Origin of the sequence: Aeromonas sp. S16(2024), from assembly GCF_041403065.1 — a bacterium.
Classification (GTDB): domain Bacteria; phylum Pseudomonadota; class Gammaproteobacteria; order Enterobacterales; family Aeromonadaceae; genus Aeromonas.
The window spans coordinates 1-19,888 of the sequence record NZ_JBGLQX010000019.1 but is presented as its reverse complement, the minus strand read 5'-3'; the positions used below and the strand labels follow the sequence as shown (position 1 = coordinate 19,888).

Genomic DNA, 19,888 nt, shown 5'->3' with positions numbered 1-19,888 from the left:
TGATTTGGCATGCAAGAATGGGATCCGGAGCACTTCACCAGCTTTGAACATCTCTGTGAAGTGACCTTGGCCGCGGTCAGAGAAAAGACCGAGGCCGAGCAGATCTATCTGTGGCTGCGGGCGCCGACGCCCCAGCTCTATCACTACAGGCCCGAGCAGGGCTTGCTCTGCCTGAGCGCCGACCTGCTCACCTCCCTCGACCTGCCCCTCCTCTTCATCGAGCGCTCCCTCGATCTCGGCCAGTTGCTGGTGGAGCCCATCGCGCCGACCAGTGCCATCTGGGAGAGCGTCGAGCCCGAGGTCCCGCGCCTGCGTGCCTGCTTCCCGCTCAAGCGCCACAAGGGGCTGGAGGCCGTGGTCTATCTGGAAACCCGGCGCCGCCTCGATCGCCTGCCAAGGCGCCAGCAGCAGAGCATCCAGCTGCTGATGCACTACCTCGCCGCCGAGCTGGAGAGCCGGCGGCTCGCCGGTCAGGTCGATCTGGAGCGGGATCAACGGATCAACACCCAGGCTGACCTCGTCCGCAGCCAGGCCTTGCAGGACTCCTTCCTCAGCATGCTGCAGGCGCTGCACCAGGTGGGGGTCAAGCTGTCGCGCTGTGACAGCGAGGATCGCCTGCTGCACGATGCCGTGGCGCTGGCGCGCCAGGAGTTGCAGTTCGATCGCATCGCCATCTTCCTGACGGACAGTGAATTCAAGACCATGCACGGGACCTGGGGCACCAACGAGGCGGGCGAGCTCATCGACGAGCGCCATTTCATCAGCCCCATTCCGGATCACCCCACTGTGCAGGAGGCGCTGCGCCGCAAGGACTATGTGCTGGTGCTGGAAGATACCCCGCTCTATTACGAGAAGCAGGAGGTGGGGCGGGGCTGGAATGCCATGGTGTCGCTCTGGGACGGGGGCACCCCCATCGGCTGGATCGCCGCCGACAACCTGCTCTGGCGTCGTCCGCTCAAGGCGTATCAGAGCGAGATCTTCAAGCAGTATGCCGCCGTGCTCTCCCAGTTGCTGATCCGCCAGCGCACCCAGGCGGCGCTCGAGCGTTTCAACCGTGACCTGGAGCTGAGGGTGCAGGAGCGGACCCGGCAGCTGGCCGACACCAACCGGGCGCTGGAGGAGGCCAACCGGCGCCTCTCCCTGCTGTCGCTGGAGGATCCCCTGACCGGGATCGCCAACCGCCGTCAATGGGACATCACCATGGAGCGGGAGTGGGAGCGGGCCCGTCGCCATCAGGGGGTATTGGCGGTGCTGATGATAGACGTGGATGAGTTCAAGTCCTACAACGATCACTTCGGCCACGGCAAGGGGGATCAATGCCTGCAACGGGTCGCGGCCCTGCTGCAGGAGACGGAGCGGCGGCGCACCAACCTGGTGGCCCGTTATGGCGGCGAGGAGTTCGTGATCCTGCTGTGCGCCCCGCAACCCGGGGAGGCGGAGCGGCTGGCGGAGCAGATCCACCAGGGACTGGAAGCCCTGCAGATCCCCCATCCGGCCTCCCGGGTGGCGACGACGCTCACCGTCAGCATCGGCTTCAGCTATCTCATTCCCTCCTCGGACAAGGGGTGGCAAACCCTGACCGAGCAGGCGGATCAGGCGCTCTATCACGCCAAGTCGCAGGGGCGGGCCTGTACTCTGGCCTATCGCTGACTCGGGCCCGCCCTCTCTCCTCTGTCGCTGCATCAGGGCGGCGGCCCTCTTCCTCGGCATAAATGTGGTGGCAAGCGTTTCTCGCTCTTCGACGCATGGCGATGATCCCCGGGTCTGGCTAGAATGGGGGCCCATTTTTCACAGACAGATCCTGCACCATGACCCTATCCGGATTTCAAGGCCTGGTCTTCGACCTCGACGGCACCCTGGTGGACTCCATGCCCCTGCACCTGGCCGCCTGGGAGCATACCGCCCGCGAGTTTGGCTTTCAGTTCGATGCCGACTGGTTTTATGAGCTGGGTGGCATGCCCAGTCGCAAGATAGCCTTGCTGGTGGCCGAGGTGCAGCAGATAGCGCTGGATCCCCTGGTGGTGACGCGCTGCAAGACGGAGCACTACGTGGCCAACCTGCACAAGGCGACCCCTTTCCCGGCCATGCTGGATCTGGTCAGGCGCCATCACGGCCTCATCCCCATGGGCATAGGCACGGGGTCACCCCGCATCAATGCCGAGGCGGTGCTGCGCAATACCGGACTGGATCGCTACTTCTCCGTGGTGGTGACCGCCGACGATGTGGAGCTGCACAAACCCCACCCGGATACCTTCCTGCTGGTGGCGCAGCGACTCGGGGTCAAGCCTGAGGGCTGTCTGGTGTTCGAGGACACGGGCATAGGGGCGCAGGCCGGTGAGGCCGCAGGCATGCAGGTGTGCATGGTCAAGGAGGGGAAGCCGGTCGGATTGACCTACTGAGCAAACGGGCTGGCCATCGAGGCCGCCTGGGGGAGAAGACCCACTCTCATACGGGACAGGCATGACATGAGAGTGGGGATGCGCGTCGTCACCGATTGACGCAGCGGCAAGCTCAGAGTCAGGAGGAGGCGAGCATCACTGCTCGCTGCTACCGCCCTGATTGTCGTCATAACGGCTCGGACCGCCGTGGGCGCGCGGGGCCATGGAGACCCGTGGCTTGCGGGCGCGCTGGATGCTGACCTGGGGGCGGCCGGAGTGCATGGCGATGGTGGAGATCTTGGCCTTGTAGACCAGTTGCTGATTGCCATGGGCATCGGTCAACAGCACGCTGTACTGGTCGAAGCCACTGATGGTCCCCTCCAGCTTGATGCCGCTCACCAGGAAGATGGCGACCTGACTGCGGTTCTTGCGCAACCAGTTGAGGGCAGAATCTTGCCCGTTCCCAAGGGAGAAAGCCTGCTCGATGGTGGAGTAGCTTGGGGATTCAGTTGTCATAAATTATTGTCCCGCGGAAAAAAAGTGGCGTTTGATTGTGCTAAATGGTCACAGGCTTGTCAAAGTCATTCTCACCCCGCCGCCAAAGCATCAGTGAACGGGGGCTGCGGTGCGGTGGCTTGCGCAAATCTGCAGATAAATATACCCCTCTTCCCTTGATGCCGGGTCGGGCTATGTCACAAGCCCCCTTTCCAGGCCATGGGTTATGCCCATCTATCTCCCGTCCCTTAAGGCTCTGTACATGAACAGGGCTGGTGGTTAGCGGCGGTGGCTGCAATAATTGGCGCCTCTGGCCGTTCGCGGCCTCATGCTGGGGTCCTATCTTGCATCCGGTTTCACACCAACACCCAATTACCTATACCCATGACGCGACCGCGTGCGAAGAGTGTGACCTGCTGGTGCCGGCCACCGCGTTGGTCGTGGGGGAGGCGAGCAGCTGTCCCCGCTGCGGTCACGTCTTGAGCCGATACTTGCCGCAGCAGGAGCGCAGGCCCATCGCCTACGGCTTTGCGGCGCTCATCATGTTCGTGCTCTCCAACGCCTTCACCTTCATGTCGTTCTCGGCCAAGGGAGTAGGGCAGGAGATGACCTTCCTGCAGTGCATCACCACCCTGGTGGATCAGGGCTATCTGTTTCTGGGGGCCGTGCTGAGCCTGACCCTGATCGGCCTGCCACTGGTCTATATCGGCTCCATCATGCTGGTGCTGTGGCGGCTCGACAAGGATCTGCACAGCAACGCCCTGCGCTCCCTCGGCCGACTGCTGTGCCGGATCAAGCCCTGGCTGATGGTTGATGTCTTCCTCATCGGTGTGCTCATCTCCCTGGTCAAGCTGATGGGCATGGCGGACGTCAAGATGGGACTCTCGTTCTGGGCCTTCGTGGGCTACACGGTGCTGCTGATCAAGATGATCTCGTCCCTGGACCGGATGTGGCTGTGGCAGCGGCTGTTCGGCCCGACCGAGGCGAGGGAGCTGGATCCCGAGGCCAGCGCCCTGGCGTGCGGGCTGGTGGGCTGCCACATCTGCGGCGCGCTCAATGACGGCGATGCCCACAGCTGCTCGCGTTGCGGCGATCGTCTGCACCAGCGCAAGCCGGGTGGCCTGAACCGCACCTGGGCACTGCTCATCACCTCGGTGATCCTCTATATTCCTGCCAACCTCTATCCCATCATGGACACCGTCTTTCTGGGGGACGACAGCCCCTCGACCATCATGGGTGGTGTGGTGTTGCTCTGGGCCATGGGTTCCTACCCCATAGCCGCGGTGATCTTCTTCGCCAGCGTGGTGGTGCCCCTGGTGAAGATACTGGCGCTGCTGTGGCTCTGCTACATGGTGCAGCGTGGCCGGGTCGGCTCTCCCCTTGGCAAGCTCAAGCTCTATCGCATGACCGAATTTGTGGGGCGTTGGTCGATGATCGACGTCTTCGTGGTGGCCATATTGGCTGGCCTCATCCGGCTCGATAATCTGATGACCATCTACCCGGGCCCCGCGGCCATTGCTTTTGCCGGGGTCGTTTTGATCACCATGGTGGCCGCCATGAGTTTCGATTCCCGCCTGATCTGGGATTTACAACAAGGAGAGCGCGAACGTGAGTGAGCGTAAGACGAGGTGGAAACCGGGCTCTGACTTTATGAGCTCGGCCGCCGCTATCTGGATGGTGCCGTTGCTGGCGCTGTTCATCGGAGCCTGGATGCTGTTCCAGCACTGGTATTCACAAGGCCCCAGTTTCACCCTGACGGTCGCCACCGCCGAGGGCATAGTGGCGGGCAAGACGGTGATCCGCTCCCGTGAGGTGGAAGTGGGTCGCATCGAGGCGGTGGAGCTCAGCGAGGACTACAGCCATGCGGTGCTCAAGGCCCGTCTGACCAATGCCGCCGCCGGCATGCTCAAGAAGGACAGCCAGTTCTGGGTGGTCAAACCCAGGGTCGGGCGGGAAGGGGTGTCGGGTCTGGGTACCCTGCTCTCCGGGGCCTACATCGAACTCGCCCCGGGCAAGAAAGGCAAGGCGCGCGGTGAATACGCCATGCTGGACAAGCCCCCGCTCGCCTCGGTGGACGCCAAGGGGCTGAGGCTCTCCCTCAGCAGCCGCGATGCGCGCGCCCTGGGGATCGGTTCCCCCATCAGCTATCAGGGCTTCACCATAGGCCAGATAGAGGAGGCCAAGTTCCTGCCCGAGAAGAGCGAGATGCAGTACCAGCTCTTCATCAATGCCCCTTACGACATCCTGGTGAGCAGCAACTCCCGCTTCTGGCTGACGCCGGGCTTCGAGGTCTCCATGAGCAGCGAGGGGATGAAGGTGAAGATGGATTCGCTCGAGAGCCTGCTGGACGGCGGCATCACCATGGGGCTGCCCCCGGGCTGGACACCTGGCGAGCCGGTCAAGCAGATGGACAGCTTCACCCTGTTCCAGGATGAGGCGAGTGTGCTGGCCGGTAGCCTGGATCAGTTCATCGACTACGTCTTCCTGTTCGAGGACAACGTGGGTGGCCTGCACCCCGGGGCTGCGGTGCAGTATCGCGGCATCCGGGTCGGCACCGTCATCTCCGCCCCCTACCTCATCGACGACAAGGGGGGGCAGATCTTCAAGAGCCGGCAGATCCCCGTGCTGGCCCGCATCGAGGTGCAGCGCCTCTCCCATCGCTACGCCAATGCGGAGCGGGAGCAGTGGCGCGCCCTGTTCAGCAGCCAGTTCAAGGAGGGGTTGCGGGCGACGCTCAAGACCTCCAGTCTGCTGACCGGTGGCAAGGTGGTGGATATCAACTTCTATCCGGATGCCCCCGCCTATAAGCCCGTCAAGCTGGCAGGCTATCAGGTGTTCCCGACCATGCAGGCCGGGCTGGATCAGATAGAGCGCAAGGTGAACCTCATCCTCGACAAGTTTGTCGACATGGACATGGCCACCACGCTGACCCAGGTCAACAACACCCTGGCGACCCTGGACAAGACACTCAAGCACATCAAGACCGTGAGCGCCAATCTGGAACAGTTCACCGGCCAGCGTTCGACCCAGCAGTTGCCCGAGTCCCTCAACCAGAGCCTCAAGCAGTTGCAGGAGACAATGCAGGCCTATGATGCCGGCTCCCAGACCAACCAGGAGCTGCGTCAGTCGGTGCAGTCTCTCAATCAGCTGATGGGGGAGTTGCAACCCCTGGTCCATTCCCTGAACGAGCAGCCCAGTTCGCTGATCTTCGACCGCTCCCGTCCCCAGGATCCTGAGCCCAAGCGAGGAAAATGATGATGTCCCTGACTTTGCCAACCCTGAATCGAGAGGCCAAGTTCGTTGATCTTCGATCGCATCCTTTCCCCCAGGATCTCGAGCACAAGCGAGGAAAATGATGAAAAAACGGATGATGACCCTGGCCTTGCTGGGCCTGCTGGCGGGATGCAGCGCCGCCCCGACGACACTGCACTACTACTCGCTGGATGCGGAGATCCCGCAGTCGAACGGCGTCACGGCGCAGCCTCAGCACCAGTTGGTGCTGCGTCCCGTCGCCCTGTCTGGCCAGCTGGATCGGATGAGTCTGGTCTATCAGCTGGAGGGCAGGGAGCTGCACTTTGCCGAGTTCCATCGCTGGGCGGGTTCGCTGGATGCTCAGTTGAACCAGCTCACCCTGAATGGCCTCTCCAGCAGGCTGCCGGGCTGGGTGGTGCGTCAGGACGGGGCCCGCAAGGGGCCAGTGCTGACCATCTCGGTTGAACGCTTCCAGGGGCGGCACGATGGTCGCGCCCTGCTCAGCGGTCGCTGGCGCTTGCTGACGGAGGAGGGGGTGGTGCTGCGGGACGTGCCCTTCCAGCAGGAGCGGGTCTTGCCGGCCGATGGTTATGGCGCCCTGGTCGACGAACTGGGACAAGGGTGGCAGCAACTGCTCGATCAGATAGCGGCGGATGTGCGCACCCGCAGCTGAACGGAACAATGAAAAACGGGAGGCCAAGGCCTCCCGTTTTGTTGTCTGACGCCGGGGTTATTGCTGAACTTCCGATACCCCTTGTACCTTGACCTCTACCCGGCGATCCGGGGCCAGGCAGACGATCAGCTCGCGTTTGGACTGGCTGGTGCAGCTCTCGCCGGTGACAGGAGAGCTCTCGCCACGCCCTTCCACGTTGACCTTGCCGGCAGGCAGCCCCTTGCCAACCAGATAGTCGGCGACCGTCTGGGCCCGCTGCTCGGAGAGCTTCTGGTTATAGGCGTCGGAGCCGAGACGGTCGGTATAGCCGATGACGGTGGCCGAGCCATCCTTGGGTCTGGCTTCCTCAATCTGGGTGTAGAGGGTATCCAGCGCCTGGCCGGCTTCCGGCTTGAGGGTGGCCTTGTTGAAGTCAAACAGCACGTCCGAGCTCAGGGTGAATTGCTTGTCGACCACCACGGGCTCGGGGGCCGGGGCCGGCGCTGCGACCGGCATGGCCGGCGGGACCTGGCCGAAGCGATAGACGGCGGCCAGGGAGAGCAGGCCGTTGTCCATGCGCAGGCCGGTGTCTTCACGACTGCCGTAAGGGGTGCTGTATTGGTACTCGAGGCGGGCCGCCCAGTCCAGATTGAGGGCATATTCGGCGCCGAGTGCACCGACGAAGACGGCGCGGCCATCGTCGTCCAGCTTGTCGCTGCTGGTCCAGCCGTAACCGCCACCGAGGCGACCGTAGAGATCCAGATTGTCCGCCACAGGGAAACCGAGCTTCAGGGTCAGCTGTGCCAGCTGCGCCTCGACATCGTCGTTGAAGACGGCGCCATTGCGGGTGCCGTTGTATTTGAGCTTGCCAAGGTAGTCGTAACCGAGCTCGATCCCCAGGTTCTGGTTGATCTGGTAACCGGCGAAGGCACCGGCCCCGACCTCGTCGTCATCCTTGTCTTCGGTAGTGATGGTGTTGCTCTCGTCGACGCCGTAGAAGTTGGACCAACCCAGTTTGGCACCGCCATACCAGGTATTGTCTTGTCCGGCTGCCTGAGCGTTGGCCGCAAGCAAGCCTGAAACCAGCAAGGTAATCAGTGTTTTGTTCATATGAAGCCTCTGCAATTTGTCTGTGGGAGAGGTCGAATGGATATCGCCTCGCCTCATGGGTTGGGCCTGTTTTGAGCCGCAACTCGCTTAAAAGTAGCTCGCTTTTTAAAATCCACAAGCAACTGATATCAAACATATTGTGATAACCATCTGCATCATAGAGGAGTCGGCTGATGACTGTGGGGGCATGACCCAATTCTGTGATAAGCGTCATACGAGTTTCATTTGTTCGTTGTGGGAAACAACTGACTCCAACAAAGAGGCCGACATTAAGTCGGCCTCTTGCATCTGCTTGCCCATCACCGGGGGATGAACTCGTACTCCCGTTCGATGAAGGTGGCGGCGCGCTCGCTCAGGGCGGCGTGCACGGCCGTGGTCGGGTGGACCTGATCCCAGAACATCTTGCCTTCACAGTCGAGCTCGCTGGCGCTGCGGCGAGCCATAGGGCTGGCAACGGCCTGGGCCAGCAAGGGGTTGCCGGCGATGGCGAGGCGTTCCTGCGCATTGAAGGGGGCAAGCTGGCTGTCGGTGGTGGCGCTGCGGGAGGAGAACGGCTTCCACACATAGCCCCCGCCGTAGCAGGCGTTCTCGGTGTCGCTCAGGCCGAAGTTCTGCGGATCCCGCAGCATCTCGGCGAACTGCTTGTCGATCTCGAACAGCTTCACCATGCCGGTGGGGGCCAGCTGGCGTGCCAGGTTCAGCAACAGCTCGTTGTGATAGCGGGAGACATGGCTGGCCGCCTCCACCACCTTCTGGCTGCGGGCCGACGGGTTCTGGCCCAGATCCGGCAGGTTGAACAGCAGGATCTGTTTTGCCCCATGGAGCACCATGCGGTTGGCCGAGTCACTGATGACGTCGCGCACCCGTTTGGCGTCCAGCTCGGTATTCCAGCCATAGGCCAGATAGTCGTTGGCGCCGACCCAGAGGATCACCAGGTCGTCCTCCTTGAAGCTGTCCTTCTCCAGGAACTGGGTGATCTCGTAGTCCAGGTTGTTGATGACCTGGTACTTGGGGTTCCAGGAGATCTTGTTGTAGGCCACCGCGGTGGCGCCCCCCTCCGCCTCGTTGGCTATTTTCAGCCCCGGGAACGGCTGGGTCAGCCGCTCCAGCCAGACAGGACCGTTAGAGAAGCGGCCCTGATAGTAGGGCGGGCTGGAGGGTAGATAACCGCGCATCTTGCCGTACATTTTGCCGGTGTCGGAGAGACTGTCGCCGAACATCACTATGCGGGAGAAGGGGGGACGCGTCTCGACGGCATGGGCCGTCAGGGCGAAGAGTCCCAGTAAACACAGAAGCCATTTGTTCATCTTGCTGTTCTCATGGAGTGGATGCAGGCGCTGCCTGCGGGCTGTTCCTCGAAGGCAAGGGGCTGGGGACCCCTGTTGCCAGGCTGCACGGTATCCACTCGAATACAATCTTGCAGCAAGCCATGGGCATTAAATCGATTGCGGTCACACTGGTCTCCCCTGGATGGGGGAGGCTTCACGTTTGTTTCACGCAAGCCCGGGCAAGATGCCTGCATACCCCAATGACAGGAGCGTGAAAATGAACAAAGCAAAGGTAATCGGCCTGGTGGCCCTGATGTCCGTCTCTTCTTTCGCCATGGCGGCCTATACCGGTCCCCAGGAGCAGAACAAGGTTTCGGTCGCGCAGTTGAAAGACGTGGCAGATGATCAGTGGGTGACCCTGGAAGGCAAGCTGGTCAAGCACCTTGGCGGCGAGAACTACACTTTCCGCGATGAGAGCGGCGAAGTGGAAGTGGAAGTGGACGGGGACGTCTGGCGCGGCGTCGAAGTGGGCCCGGACGATCTGATCCGCATCCGCGGCGAGGTTGACCACAGCTGGAACAAGACAGAGGTAGAGGTCGAGCACCTGGAGAAGGTAGGTGCCGCTCCCCAGAGCAAGGGCGGCTTCATCGCCAAGTAAGTTTGCAGACCATGCTGACAGCAAGGGCGCTACATAAGCGCCCTTGCTGTTTTTGTGGCTGCCGTCAGCCCGCCCGGACGGCGACGGTACGCTTGAACCCCTTCTCGGCCTGATTGACCTTGTAGAGGTAGCGACGGGCCTCCGCCTTGGGGTGCTGCTCGGTCAGCACCTGATAGACAGCCTCGGGGGAGAGCCGGTTGATCATGTCAGGGGCCGCCTTGCGGTTGCTGGAGAAGGTGTTGAGCACCCCGCCCGCACCGCCGTTGTAGGCGGAGATCACCGCATAGCGACGGGATTGGGGATCCTGGATATCCGCCAGATAGACGGTCTGCAGCAGGTGCAGATAGGCAGTTCCCACGTCTATGTTGTAGGCCGGATTGAACAGATCCTCCCGGGTTGGCTGACCGTTCTTGCCCTTGACCCGCACATAGACGTCCCGTCCGGCGGTGGCCGGGATCACCTGCATCAGACCATAGGCATTGGCATGGCTGACCGCATAGGGGTTGAAGCTGCTCTCTGTCTTGATCACCGCATAGATCAGGCTCTCGGCGACGCCGTATTTGCGGGAGGCCTCGCGGATGATGCTGGCGTACTTGTAACCGCGCTTGTCCTCATGGTTGGCCACCATGGGGATGTCGACGAAGAAGATGGTGCGGATGCCGAGGGTGCGCTTCTTCATCGCGCTGGCGAGCAGGTAGTCGGCATAGCGCTCGGCGCGCCAGCCGGAACGGATGGCCTGACCCTGGGTATCCAGCACCTGGCCATAGAGGAAGGGCTCGCCACCGGGCATGATCTCCCTGTCCGAATAGAGATCCACTTCCGCCGGATCGTCCGGGGTCAGCAGCGTCTCTATGATGGCGCGGCGCAGGTGGGCGCGGGGATCTATGCCCGAGACAGTCTCCACCATGATGTGGCCGCTGGAGAAGTCGACGTGGGCCCGGCTCTTGTATTGATCCGTGTATTTGACGTAGTCAAACTTGCCCGCAAACAGTGCCTCGCGTCCCCATATCTCGTTCACGTTATGGGAGAGCGCACTGATCATGTGTTCGAAGCCGCGGATGTCCTTGCCGTTGACCAGATCCTCGTCTTCTGCCCCGGGTTTGGGAGAAGAGGAGCAGGCAGAGAGAAACAGCAGGGCGCACAGCAGCCAAAAAATTCGACCCATAAGATCCTCAAACTGGGCGGTGGGACCGCCCGTCACTCATTTGCCTTGAACCAGAAGAGGGCCAGCCATCGATGGGCACTCACTCTGGATCACGGGGACAACTCATTGGCACCGTGCCGGGAGCCACATGGTCGCAGATGCCGGGCTTCGGCACTCTGCGCCCTGCTTGCCGACTCGGTTTACTGGCTGGGAGGGGTGTAACCGTCGATGGCCACTTCACCCGCTTCAAACAGGTAGCTCACCATCTCCTTTTCCAGCAACTGGCGATGCTCGAGATTCATCATGTTCAGCTTCTTCTCGTTGATCAGCATCACCTGTTTCTTCTGCCATTCGGTCCAGGCTTCCTTGCTGATGTTGTCGAAGATCCGCTTGCCGAGTTCGCCGGGATAGAGTTGGAAATCCAGGCCAGGAGCCTCTTTTTTCAGACGCTGGCAAAATACGGTACGGCTCATGTTGACCTCTGTGGTTGTAAGTCCGGGTAGGCGAGCAGGCGGGCCGTGGCGGCCGCCAATCCCACCTCGGCAGGATGGCGTAAGTTATACCAGAGTCGGGAATCCGCTTCCATGAGCAAGGGGGGCGGCGGGGCCGCCATTTCGATCAGCAAGGGCCGAATATCGAGGTGGAAGTGACTGAAAGTGTGGCGAAATCCAGCGAGCTCCCGGTAGTCGGTCTCATCGAGTCCCAGCCCCTGCAGGCGCCCTTCGATCTCGGCCAGGGACTCCACCTGGGGGAAGCAGTAGAGGCCGCCCCAGATCCCCTGGGGAGGGCGCTTCTCCAGCAGCAGCTGGTCGCCGTGGCGAATGATCAGCATGATGCCGTTGCGGGCCGGAATGCTCTTCTTCGGTTTGCTATTGGGGTAGGCGGTGGGGTTGCCCTGCGACAGCCCCTGGCAATCGGCCTGCACCGGGCAGCGATCGCAGGCGGGCTTGCTGCGGGTGCAGACGGTGGCCCCCATGTCCATCATGGCCTGGTTGTAGTGGGCCACGCCGAGCCTCGGGGTGAGGCGGGTCGCCAGCTCCCAGAGATCGTTCTCCACCTGCTTCTGGCCTGGCCAGCCCGGCAGCGCCAGCCAGCGGGTGAGCACCCGCTTGACGTTGCCGTCCAGAATGGCGTGGGGCTGACCCAGCGACAGGGAGAGCACGGCACCTGCGGTGGAGCGACCTATCCCGGGCAGGGCCATCACCTCTTCCAGCCGCTCCGGAAACAGGCCGCCGTGCAGATCGCGGATCTGCTGGGCCGCCTTGTGCAGGTTGCGGGCGCGGGCGTAGTAACCGAGCCCGGTCCAGTGGTGCAGCACCTCGTCGATGGGGGCGTCGGCCAGCGCCAGCACATCGGGGAAGCGGGCCATGAAGCGCTGATAGTAGGGGATGACGGTGGCGACCTGGGTCTGCTGCAGCATGATCTCGGAGATCCAGACCCGGTAGGGGGTCTTGTCCTCCTGCCAGGGCAGGGTCTTGCGGCCGTGGATCTGGTACCAGTCCAGGATCCTGGTCGCGAAAGTGCTGTTATCTGAATTGCTCACATTATTCTCATGCTATTGATTTAAAACTAAATTGACCAACGTGTAGCAGTCTTGGCGCTGATACCAGTACAACGCCCGGGTGGCGAAAGTGCTGTTATCTGAATTGCTCACGGGGTTCTCATGTTTTGATTAAAAAGGGGAGCTCTCGGGCTCCCTCTTGAACTGCCGGCCAGGCCCGCAGGCCCGGCTTGCCATTGTGGCTCGCTCAGCCGCGCCAGTCCTGCAGTGCCTTGAGGCTGACATGCTGACCGCCGACCTGCAGGATGATGTAATCCTGGGCGATGGCGACCAGCAGCACCCCGGAGGCGATCTCGCTGCCCTCGTGCAGCTCCCGCCCGTTGAGCACCACGGCGCGTTTGGCCGGGTCGGAGGAGAAGTTGTGGGCGCCATAGGTCAGGGGAGGCACCTGCTGTTTCAGCGCGGGATCCAGGGCGCTGATCGGCATGGCACCGGACTGGGGCTGGGCCTGGGGCGCCGTCTCTTCCACCAGGGGGGTGTTGTTGAGGGCCATCATGATGCGCTCTGCCAGGCTCTGGGTGCCGTTGCCGTTGCCGTTGCTGGCGGTCGCCGTTGCGGGGGCAACGGCTTTGGGCTGCACCACGGGTTCTGGCAAAGGCGGGGGCAGCGGGCGGGTGATCATGGGTCTGGGTTCGACTCGCACGAAGGGGGGCGTCACCACCTCCTTCACCTCGATCTGCTGTTCTATGGGCTTGAGATGATAGAGGTGCCAGCCATAGTTGGCGGCCGCCCCCATGATCAGGGCAAGGGGGGCCAGCAGCCACCAGATCCAGCGGCGGTTCGGTTCCTCTTCCTGGCTCACGGGCAGGCCCATGAGGGGCATGTGGGGCGTGAACTGGGGCTGATCGGCGCGGCGCAGAGCCTTGAGCAGGGTAGACATCAGGAGGCCTCCTCCACCAGGGGATCCATGGCGTCATCCGCCACGGCATCCAGATCGACAGGGGTGCTGGCACGCAGGGATTCATCCTCCAGCCTCGGCATGGGTTCACCGGCCACCACATTCAGGCGCAGCAGGGTATTGCTGCCGGCGATGCCGTCCGGGGTCAGTCCCTGCTCGCGCTGGAACTGTTGCAGCTTGTTCTTGAGGGTGGCATCGAAGCGGCTCACCTTGCGATCCGGTTGCTGCATGGCGCGGCTCAGCGCATTGTCCAGCCACTGCACCTGGGTCGCACCGGCATTGCTGCCGATCAGGGTCACCCCGCCCTTGGGCATGCGCCACAGCAGGGTATAGCTGCCCCCCCAGGCGTCGGTGAGCCACTGTCTGTCCACCTGCCAGCTCTGATTGCCGATGAGCAGGGACGCCTTGTCCGGCCCCAGGCTGACCAGGGTGGCGTAATAGAGGCCGCCGGTCTCGTCGGTCAGGCTGATGAGGGCCGGGTGTTGCAGGGCCTGCAGCTCGGCCAGGGTGGCTTCCCCCTCGTGGCAGCGCAGCCCGGCGCGGGGAGCGTCGTCACAGGTCGACTCCTCCAGCTCGGTCTGGTAGCCCCACACCCTGTAGAGATTCTGCATGGCCACTCCGGGGTCCAGCGCCTGATTGATGGCGCGGGTCAGCTGCTCCTGCTGCTCAGGGGTATCGTCCACCTTGACCGGCACTTCCACCTTGACCAGGGGGCGGGTCGGGAAGACGCCGAACCACTGCCAGCCCCACCAGCCGGTGGCGACCAGCAGGGCGCCGGCCAGCGCGACCAGCAGACCGGACTGCCAGGTGCCCTCGTCGCGAATGCCGCTCACTTCATAGGCCGACTGACTGATGTCGCCATGCACTATCTTGTGGCTGCCGCGGGCGAAGGCGGCGATCAGGGCGCGATCGCAGATGAGGTTGATGAGGCGCGGGATACCACCTGAGAGGCGATGCAGGGTCTGGATCGCCTTTGGGGTGAAGATGGGCTGGACGCAGCCCGCCACCTGGAGCCGGAAGCGCACATAGGCATCCACATCCTGGCGGGAGAGCGGCAGCAGGTGATAGCGGGCCGTGATGCGCTGGGCTAACTGGCGCAGCAGGGGCTGGCGCAGCATCTGTTGCAGCTCCGGCTGGCCGATGAGCACCACCTGCAGCAGCTTCTTCTCGTCCGTCTCCAGGTTGGTGAGCAGTCGCAACTGCTCCAGCACGCCGGGCAGCAGATGCTGGGCTTCATCCACCAGCACCACGCTGCGCTTGCCCGCCGCCAGATTGGCCAGCAGGTGGTCGCGAATGAGATCGAACAGCTGCTTGAGGCTGGCCTCCTGGGCATAGGGCAACTGGAACTCGTCACAGATGGCCGCCAGCAGATCCCGCTCGGTCAGGGAAGGATTGAGGATGTAGGCGATCTCGGTCTCGGCGGGCAACTGCTGGAGCAGGCAGCGGGAGACTGTGGTCTTGCCCGTGCCCACTTCCCCCGTCAGCAGCACGAAGCCGCCACCGTCCTGCAACCCGTAGTTGAGGTGGGCGAGGGCCTCCCCGTGACGTTCGCTCATATAGAGGTATCTGGGGTTGGGCGAGATGGAGAACGGGGGCTCCGACAGACCGAAGAACTGTGTGTACATAAGGATCCATTCCATTGTTATGGGCGGCAGGTTAAAGCCTCCCCAGAGGGATGTCAAAGACCCGGACACCATAAGAGGGGCATCATAGCCGGTGCCCGAAATGCCTGGGGTGATCGTGCCCGGATTATGGCAAGAAGAGGCCATGTCCCTGTGCTTTCTCCCGGGGTGGCGGGCGGGCCTCTCGCGGGCGCATCGTCTATGGTGGCCAAAAGCGGTATCATCGAGGCAGGTTTATCGAGGGAGAGTGCGCGTGCAGATTTATCTGGTTGGGGGGGCGGTCCGTGATCGCCTGTTGGGATTGCCCCAGGGGGACAGGGACCACCTGGTGGTCGGTGCCACTGTGGAACAGATGCTGAACCTGGGGTTCACCCAGGTCGGCCGCGACTTTCCGGTGTTTCTCCACCCCAGCACCCAGCAGGAGTATGCCCTGGCGCGCACCGAGCGCAAGCAGGGGCAGGGCTATACCGGCTTCGTCTGTCACGCCGCCCCCGAGGTGACGCTCGAGCAAGATTTGCTGCGCCGGGATCTCACCATCAACGCCATCGCCGAAGACGAGAGCGGGCAACTGCACGATCCCTATGGCGGTCTCCGGGATCTGGAGGCGCGGCTGCTGCGCCACGTCTCCCCGGCCTTCGCCGAGGATCCCCTGCGCATCCTGCGGGTGGCGCGCTTCGCCGCCCGTTTCCATGAGCAGGGCTTCGTGGTGGCCCCCGAGACCCTGGCCCTGATGCGGGAGATGACCGACGCCGGCGAGCTCGCCCACCTGACCCCGGAGCGGGTCTGGAAGGAGCTGGAGAAGGTGCTGCTGGGGCAAACCCCCAGGGTCTTCTTCGAGGTATTGCGCGACTGCGGTGCCCTCAAGGCACTCTTCCCCGAGCTGGACGCCCTGTTCGGGGTGCCAGCCCCCGCCAAGTGGCACCCTGAGATAGACACCGGCATCCACACCCTGATGGTGCTGGATCAGGCCTGTCAGCGCTCCCCGGATCTGCCGGTCCGCTTCGCCGCCCTCTGCCATGACTTTGGCAAGGGCCTGACCCCCCCTGCGTTCTGGCCGAGCCACCACGGTCATGGCCAGAAAGGGTTGCCCCTCATCCGGGATTTCTGCGAGCGGTTCAGGGTGCCGAACGACTGCCGCGACCTGGCCCTGCTGGTGAGCGATCTGCACACCCACATTCACATCGCCTTCGATCTCAAGCCGCCGACCCTGCTCAAGGTGTTCGACAAGGCGGATGCCTGGCGCAGGCCGGAGCGCTTCGCCCAGCTGCTGGATGCCTGCCGCGCCGACTTCCACGGTCGCACCGGTTTCGAAGAGAAGGTCTACAGCCAGCCGGACTATGTGGCCCAGGCCCTGGCGGCGGCCCAGGCGGTGCCGGTCAAGGAGATAGTGGCGGCGGGTTTCAAGGGGGAGGGGATCCGCGAGCAACTCGCCAAGCGGCGGCTCGATGCCATCAGCCGGGTGCGCGACGAGTGGACCTTTATCGACGAATAAGCGCCTCAGGAGGGTCGATGAGCGAAACGTCATCGACCGTTTGAGGCAACGCAGAAGCATAAAAAAGCCCGAGTCAATGACTCGGGCTTTTTGCCGTCTGTAGGTTGTAACCGGCTTAGGAGAAGCAGGCCTGCAGCACGTAGAAGATGGCGATGGCCAGGATGGCGCCGGCGGGCAGGGTGATGACCCAGGAGACCACTATGTTGCGCAGCACCCCCAGGTTCAGGGCGGCGATGCCACGGGCCAGACCCACCCCCATCACGGCACCGACCAGGGTCTGGGTGGTGGAGATGGGCAGACCCGTACCCGAGGCGATCACCACGGTGGCGGCGGTCGCCAGCTGGGCGGCGAAGCCACGGCTTGGGGTCAGGTGGGTGATGCCGGTGCCGACGGTGGCCATTACCTTCTCACCCATGGTGGCCAGACCGATGACGATGCCTATGCCGCCAAGGGGCAGTATCCACCAGGCGATGTGGGAATTGCCGGTGATCTGGCCGGCACTCTCGACTGTGGATACCACGGCGGAGAGCGGGCCTATGGCGTTGGCCACGTCGTTTGAGCCGTGGGCGAAGGCCATGGCACAGGCGGTGATCACCATCAGGATGCCGAACACCTTCTCCACGTTGGCGAAGTGCATCTTGTTGTCATCCTGCGGGTTGTACTGCTGACCGCGAATGTAGAACCAGCCGCCGATGGAGAGGGTCACCGAGATGGCGATGGAGAGCAGGATGCCCTCGCCGTCGCTCAGGTGCAGACCGACGTGGGTCAGCCCCTTCTTGATGGTCACCAGGCAGATGACCAGCGCGGTCAGGAACATGTAGAAGGGGACATAGCGCTTGGCGTTGGCCAGCGGGTTGTCGGTGTTGAAGATGAGCTTCTGCACGCTGATGAACATGAAGTAGGCGATGATGCCCGAGATGGCCGGTGTGACCACCCAGGAGCCGACTATGCCGCCAAACTTGCTCCACTGTACCGCTTCCGGGCCGACGCTCACCACGGCGAAGCCGACGATGGCCCCTATGATGGAGTGCGTGGTGGAGACCGGCCAGCCGAAGTAGGAGGCCAGGATCAGCCAGAGGCCTGCCGCCAGTAGGGAGGCGATCATGCCGAGCACCAGCAGATCCGGGGTATCGGTGAAGGCATTGGTATCTATGATGCCGTTGCGGATGGTCGCCGTGACCTCGCCGCCGGCCAGATAGGCACCAGCGAACTCGAAGATCATGGCGATGATGATCGCCTGACGTATGGTCAGAGACTTGGTGCCGACCGATGTGCCCATGGCGTTGGCGACGTCGTTCGCACCTATGCCCCAGGCCATCAAAAAGCCGAACAAGGCCGCCACGAGCACCAGGGTGGTGCCGTAATTTGCGATAATGTCCATTAGTAGTGTTTACCCAGTCAGTCGATTACGAACGAGCCAGCATCAGTTCCAGACGGGCGCCAACGCGCTCGGCCTGATCAGCCAGGTCACCTACCCATTCGAGGATCTTGTAGAGGAACATAACGTCGATCGGATTGTATTTGTGCTCAACGGCTTGCAGCTGTTGGCGCAGCCCGATCTGCATGGTGTCAGTATCGTCCTCGATAAGATCCAGCTGATGGATCATCTCGGCAACCATTTCAACTTCACGTCCTTTAAAGCCGGTTTCGAGCAGCTCATCGAGTTCTCCGATGGCTTTTTCGGCTTGGGCGGTCGCATCGATACAACGTTTGAGATAGGCCATGAAATCGGCACGCATCTCGGTGGGGAATTCCATCTTGCGGCCAAGCATGCGGCCGGAAATATCCTTGGCACGGTTGGCAATCTTGTCCTGCTGAGTCAGCAGTTCCAGCAGATCGGTACGGGCGACCGGCAGAAACAGGCCGCGTGGCAGTTTCAGGCGAATTTCGCGTTTGAGAATATCCGCTTCTTTTTCCAGCTGGGCGATCTGTTGCCGGATTTTCTCGGCATCTTCCCAGCGGTCTTCGGCAACGGCATCGAAGAAGGGGACCAACTGCTGGGAGCACTGGTGAACCTTGACGATATGCTTCTGCAGCGGCTTGATGGGGGACTTGGCAAAAAGACCCAAAATAGTATTTACTGGCATGGCCAAACCTGTGTCGGTGAAAAAACACTCGATACGATTTTATGAGGGGCGCAGGATAACCGAACTGTGCCATCAATAAAACCGTGAATTAATCCTTATCTATCGCTGGCATTATATCCTCGCGACCCGGATCATGCCCCCCAAAGTTGCCTGCCTGCCCGGAATGACTATGCAAACTGAGATCGAGATAAAGTTTTTCGTCACCAGCAACATTCAAGAATCTCTCTCCAACTTTCTGAATTCACTTGAAATTATCTCCTCTGAGCAGGCCCGGCTCGGCAATGTCTATTTCGATACGCCCAAGTTGAATTTGCGCCGCCTCGACATGGGATTGCGGATCCGCCGCAGCGACCATTTTTCCGAGCAGACGATTAAATGCCGTGGCCAGGTGGTCGGGGGGCTGCACGCCAGACCCGAATACAATGCCCCGGTGAGCGGGGATCTGCCGACCCTGTCCGCCTTTCCTGATGCCATCTGGCCGAGTCTGGCCGTGCGCAACGAGATCCAGTCCAGTCTGGTGGCACAGTTCAGCACCGACTTCCTGCGCCGTCACTGGCTCATCGCCTTCGAGGGAGCCCAGATAGAGCTGGCCTGGGATCGAGGGGAGATTGTCGGTGCCCTGGGGCACAGCGGGATCGACGAGCTGGAACTGGAGCTCAAGTCCGGCGAGGCGAGTGCCCTGTTCGGGCTGGCCGCGCGCTTGGCGGAGCTGGGGGGCCTCAGGTTGGGGGCACAATCCAAGGCGCAGCGGGGCTATCGGCTGGCGGGGCTCGGCAAGCCCCTGGCGGCGCAGCCCTTGCCGGATGTCGGCGGGCTCGATGGCAAGGCCTGCATCACGCTCGGCCTGCAGCTCTGGCAACATCACGAGCAGCTCTGGCTGGAGTGCGGGGATGAGGAGCGGCCGCTGGCGCGGCAAGGGATGCTGCAGGGTTGTGACCTGGTGGCCGAGGCCGCCGAGAACCTGGCGCAGGCCCCTGCCTGGTTGCCCGCTCTTCGGACGCAGCAGCGCTTGCTGGCAGGGGCGGGGGAGGAGCGGCTGTCGGTCCTGCTGCACGGCGCCGATCTCGTGGGCCTGCAACTGGCCATAGCGGCCTGGTTGCACCTGGATTCTTGAGAGTTCAGGTTTGCACTGAATGCAAAAAAGGTGAGCCTAGGCTCACAATGCCAGTCAGTTAAGCCTGACTGGCATTGTTTTTATTGGCTTTTTTACACTGTACCTCTGTGGCCTTGCTTTCACGCAGCGGGGGTAACTTCGCTCCCTGCGTTCCGGT

The 19,888-nt window shown here is 62.4% G+C and carries 18 protein-coding genes; 8 read left to right on the top strand and 10 right to left on the bottom strand.

Annotation, left to right across the window (positions count from 1 at the left end; genetic code table 11):
- Nucleotides 1–9 precede the first annotated feature (9 nt).
- Both ACB030_RS14705 and ACB030_RS14700 read left to right on the top strand, forming a co-directional pair.
- Nucleotides 10–1,650 (top strand): diguanylate cyclase domain-containing protein, encoded by a 1,641-nt coding sequence (locus ACB030_RS14705; RefSeq protein WP_371160779.1) that lies wholly within the window; start codon nt 10–12, stop codon nt 1,648–1,650.
- Between the two features lie 158 nt (nt 1,651–1,808).
- The gene (locus tag ACB030_RS14700) at nt 1,809–2,399 is read left to right on the top strand and encodes an HAD family hydrolase (protein ID WP_371160778.1); all 591 of its coding nucleotides are present in this window, start codon (nt 1,809–1,811) and stop codon (nt 2,397–2,399) included.
- Between the two features lie 135 nt (nt 2,400–2,534).
- On the opposite strand, the gene hfq is transcribed toward ACB030_RS14700, so the two are convergent.
- A complete protein-coding gene (hfq, locus tag ACB030_RS14695; protein ID WP_371160777.1) occupies nt 2,535–2,894 on the bottom strand; it encodes an RNA chaperone Hfq in 360 nt (119 codons plus the stop codon).
- A 323-nt stretch (nt 2,895–3,217) separates the two neighbouring features.
- Here hfq and ACB030_RS14690 point away from each other — a divergent pair, with 323 nt between their 5' ends.
- From ACB030_RS14690 to ACB030_RS14680, 3 genes are all read left to right on the top strand, one after another.
- A complete protein-coding gene (locus ACB030_RS14690) occupies nt 3,218–4,489 on the top strand; it encodes a PqiA/YebS family transporter subunit (RefSeq protein WP_371160776.1) in 1,272 nt (423 codons plus the stop codon).
- Entirely contained in the window at nt 4,482–6,128 is a 1,647-nt protein-coding gene (gene pqiB / locus ACB030_RS14685; protein ID WP_371160775.1) for an intermembrane transport protein PqiB, read from the top strand. The genes ACB030_RS14690 and pqiB overlap by 8 nt, the downstream gene beginning before the upstream one ends.
- Before the next feature lie 100 nt (nt 6,129–6,228).
- A complete protein-coding gene (locus ACB030_RS14680; RefSeq protein ID WP_371160774.1) occupies nt 6,229–6,798 on the top strand; it encodes a membrane integrity-associated transporter subunit PqiC in 570 nt (189 codons plus the stop codon).
- Nucleotides 6,799–6,855: 57 nt separating this feature from the next.
- Here ACB030_RS14680 and ompA read toward each other — a convergent pair whose 3' ends face one another.
- Together ompA and ACB030_RS14670 are read right to left on the bottom strand one after the other, a co-directional pair.
- Nucleotides 6,856–7,887, bottom strand: coding sequence for a porin OmpA (ompA, locus tag ACB030_RS14675; RefSeq protein WP_371160773.1), 1,032 nt, complete (start codon nt 7,885–7,887; stop codon nt 6,856–6,858).
- Between the two features lie 299 nt (nt 7,888–8,186).
- The gene (locus tag ACB030_RS14670; RefSeq protein WP_371160772.1) at nt 8,187–9,194 is read right to left on the bottom strand and encodes an SGNH/GDSL hydrolase family protein; all 1,008 of its coding nucleotides are present in this window, start codon (nt 9,192–9,194) and stop codon (nt 8,187–8,189) included.
- 238 nt (nt 9,195–9,432) lie between these two features.
- Between ACB030_RS14670 and ACB030_RS14665 the strand changes: the two genes are divergently transcribed.
- Complete coding sequence (locus ACB030_RS14665; protein ID WP_371160771.1) at nt 9,433–9,813, top strand: YgiW/YdeI family stress tolerance OB fold protein; 381 nt, start codon at nt 9,433–9,435, stop codon at nt 9,811–9,813.
- Between the two features lie 64 nt (nt 9,814–9,877).
- Here ACB030_RS14665 and mltC read toward each other — a convergent pair whose 3' ends face one another.
- From mltC to ACB030_RS14640, 5 genes are all read right to left on the bottom strand, one after another.
- Nucleotides 9,878–10,978: a membrane-bound lytic murein transglycosylase MltC gene (gene mltC, locus ACB030_RS14660; RefSeq protein WP_106885730.1), complete on the bottom strand. Its 1,101-nt coding sequence runs from the start codon at nt 10,976–10,978 to the stop codon at nt 9,878–9,880.
- Between the two features lie 179 nt (nt 10,979–11,157).
- Entirely contained in the window at nt 11,158–11,430 is a 273-nt protein-coding gene (locus ACB030_RS14655; protein ID WP_139433930.1) for an oxidative damage protection protein, read from the bottom strand.
- Nucleotides 11,427–12,500 carry an A/G-specific adenine glycosylase gene (gene mutY, locus ACB030_RS14650; RefSeq protein ID WP_371160770.1) on the bottom strand — a complete coding sequence of 358 codons (1,074 nt, stop codon included), beginning with the start codon at nt 12,498–12,500 and terminating at the stop codon, nt 11,427–11,429. Before mutY ends, ACB030_RS14655 begins: the two co-directional genes overlap by 4 nt.
- 205 nt (nt 12,501–12,705) lie before the next feature.
- The gene (gene exeB / locus ACB030_RS14645) at nt 12,706–13,398 is read right to left on the bottom strand and encodes a GspB family T2SS assembly factor variant ExeB (protein ID WP_371160768.1); all 693 of its coding nucleotides are present in this window, start codon (nt 13,396–13,398) and stop codon (nt 12,706–12,708) included.
- Nucleotides 13,398–15,041, bottom strand: coding sequence for an ExeA family protein (locus tag ACB030_RS14640; RefSeq protein WP_371160766.1), 1,644 nt, complete (start codon nt 15,039–15,041; stop codon nt 13,398–13,400). The genes exeB and ACB030_RS14640 overlap by 1 nt, the downstream gene beginning before the upstream one ends.
- A gap of 250 nt (nt 15,042–15,291) precedes the next feature.
- On the opposite strand from ACB030_RS14640, the gene ACB030_RS14635 reads away from it, so the two are divergent.
- Nucleotides 15,292–16,530: a multifunctional CCA addition/repair protein gene (locus ACB030_RS14635; RefSeq protein WP_234566953.1), complete on the top strand. Its 1,239-nt coding sequence runs from the start codon at nt 15,292–15,294 to the stop codon at nt 16,528–16,530.
- A gap of 115 nt (nt 16,531–16,645) precedes the next feature.
- Here ACB030_RS14635 and ACB030_RS14630 read toward each other — a convergent pair whose 3' ends face one another.
- A complete protein-coding gene (locus tag ACB030_RS14630) occupies nt 16,646–17,911 on the bottom strand; it encodes an inorganic phosphate transporter (RefSeq protein WP_106885734.1) in 1,266 nt (421 codons plus the stop codon).
- 25 nt (nt 17,912–17,936) lie between these two features.
- The gene (locus tag ACB030_RS14625; RefSeq protein ID WP_025328355.1) at nt 17,937–18,617 is read right to left on the bottom strand and encodes a TIGR00153 family protein; all 681 of its coding nucleotides are present in this window, start codon (nt 18,615–18,617) and stop codon (nt 17,937–17,939) included.
- 169 nt (nt 18,618–18,786) lie between these two features.
- On the opposite strand from ACB030_RS14625, the gene ACB030_RS14620 reads away from it, so the two are divergent.
- Nucleotides 18,787–19,731, top strand: coding sequence for an inorganic triphosphatase (locus tag ACB030_RS14620; protein ID WP_371160763.1), 945 nt, complete (start codon nt 18,787–18,789; stop codon nt 19,729–19,731).
- Nucleotides 19,732–19,888: the final 157 nt, after the last annotated feature.

What these genes read in the sequence shown, in the direction of transcription:
- ACB030_RS14705 (WP_371160779.1), top strand. Translation starts at nt 10, where the DNA reads ATGCAAGAATGGGATCCGGAGCACTTCACCAGCTTTGAACATCTCTGT.
- ACB030_RS14700 (WP_371160778.1), top strand. Translation starts at nt 1,809, where the DNA reads ATGACCCTATCCGGATTTCAAGGCCTGGTCTTCGACCTCGACGGCACC.
- hfq (WP_371160777.1), bottom strand. Translation starts at nt 2,894, where the DNA reads ATGACAACTGAATCCCCAAGCTACTCCACCATCGAGCAGGCTTTCTCC.
- ACB030_RS14680 (WP_371160774.1), top strand. Translation starts at nt 6,229, where the DNA reads ATGAAAAAACGGATGATGACCCTGGCCTTGCTGGGCCTGCTGGCGGGA.
- ompA (WP_371160773.1), bottom strand. Translation starts at nt 7,887, where the DNA reads ATGAACAAAACACTGATTACCTTGCTGGTTTCAGGCTTGCTTGCGGCC.
- ACB030_RS14670 (WP_371160772.1), bottom strand. Translation starts at nt 9,194, where the DNA reads ATGAACAAATGGCTTCTGTGTTTACTGGGACTCTTCGCCCTGACGGCC.
- ACB030_RS14665 (WP_371160771.1), top strand. Translation starts at nt 9,433, where the DNA reads ATGAACAAAGCAAAGGTAATCGGCCTGGTGGCCCTGATGTCCGTCTCT.
- mltC (WP_106885730.1), bottom strand. Translation starts at nt 10,978, where the DNA reads ATGGGTCGAATTTTTTGGCTGCTGTGCGCCCTGCTGTTTCTCTCTGCC.
- ACB030_RS14655 (WP_139433930.1), bottom strand. Translation starts at nt 11,430, where the DNA reads ATGAGCCGTACCGTATTTTGCCAGCGTCTGAAAAAAGAGGCTCCTGGC.
- exeB (WP_371160768.1), bottom strand. Translation starts at nt 13,398, where the DNA reads ATGTCTACCCTGCTCAAGGCTCTGCGCCGCGCCGATCAGCCCCAGTTC.
- ACB030_RS14640 (WP_371160766.1), bottom strand. Translation starts at nt 15,041, where the DNA reads ATGTACACACAGTTCTTCGGTCTGTCGGAGCCCCCGTTCTCCATCTCG.
- ACB030_RS14630 (WP_106885734.1), bottom strand. Translation starts at nt 17,911, where the DNA reads ATGGACATTATCGCAAATTACGGCACCACCCTGGTGCTCGTGGCGGCC.
- ACB030_RS14625 (WP_025328355.1), bottom strand. Translation starts at nt 18,617, where the DNA reads ATGCCAGTAAATACTATTTTGGGTCTTTTTGCCAAGTCCCCCATCAAG.
- ACB030_RS14620 (WP_371160763.1), top strand. Translation starts at nt 18,787, where the DNA reads ATGCAAACTGAGATCGAGATAAAGTTTTTCGTCACCAGCAACATTCAA.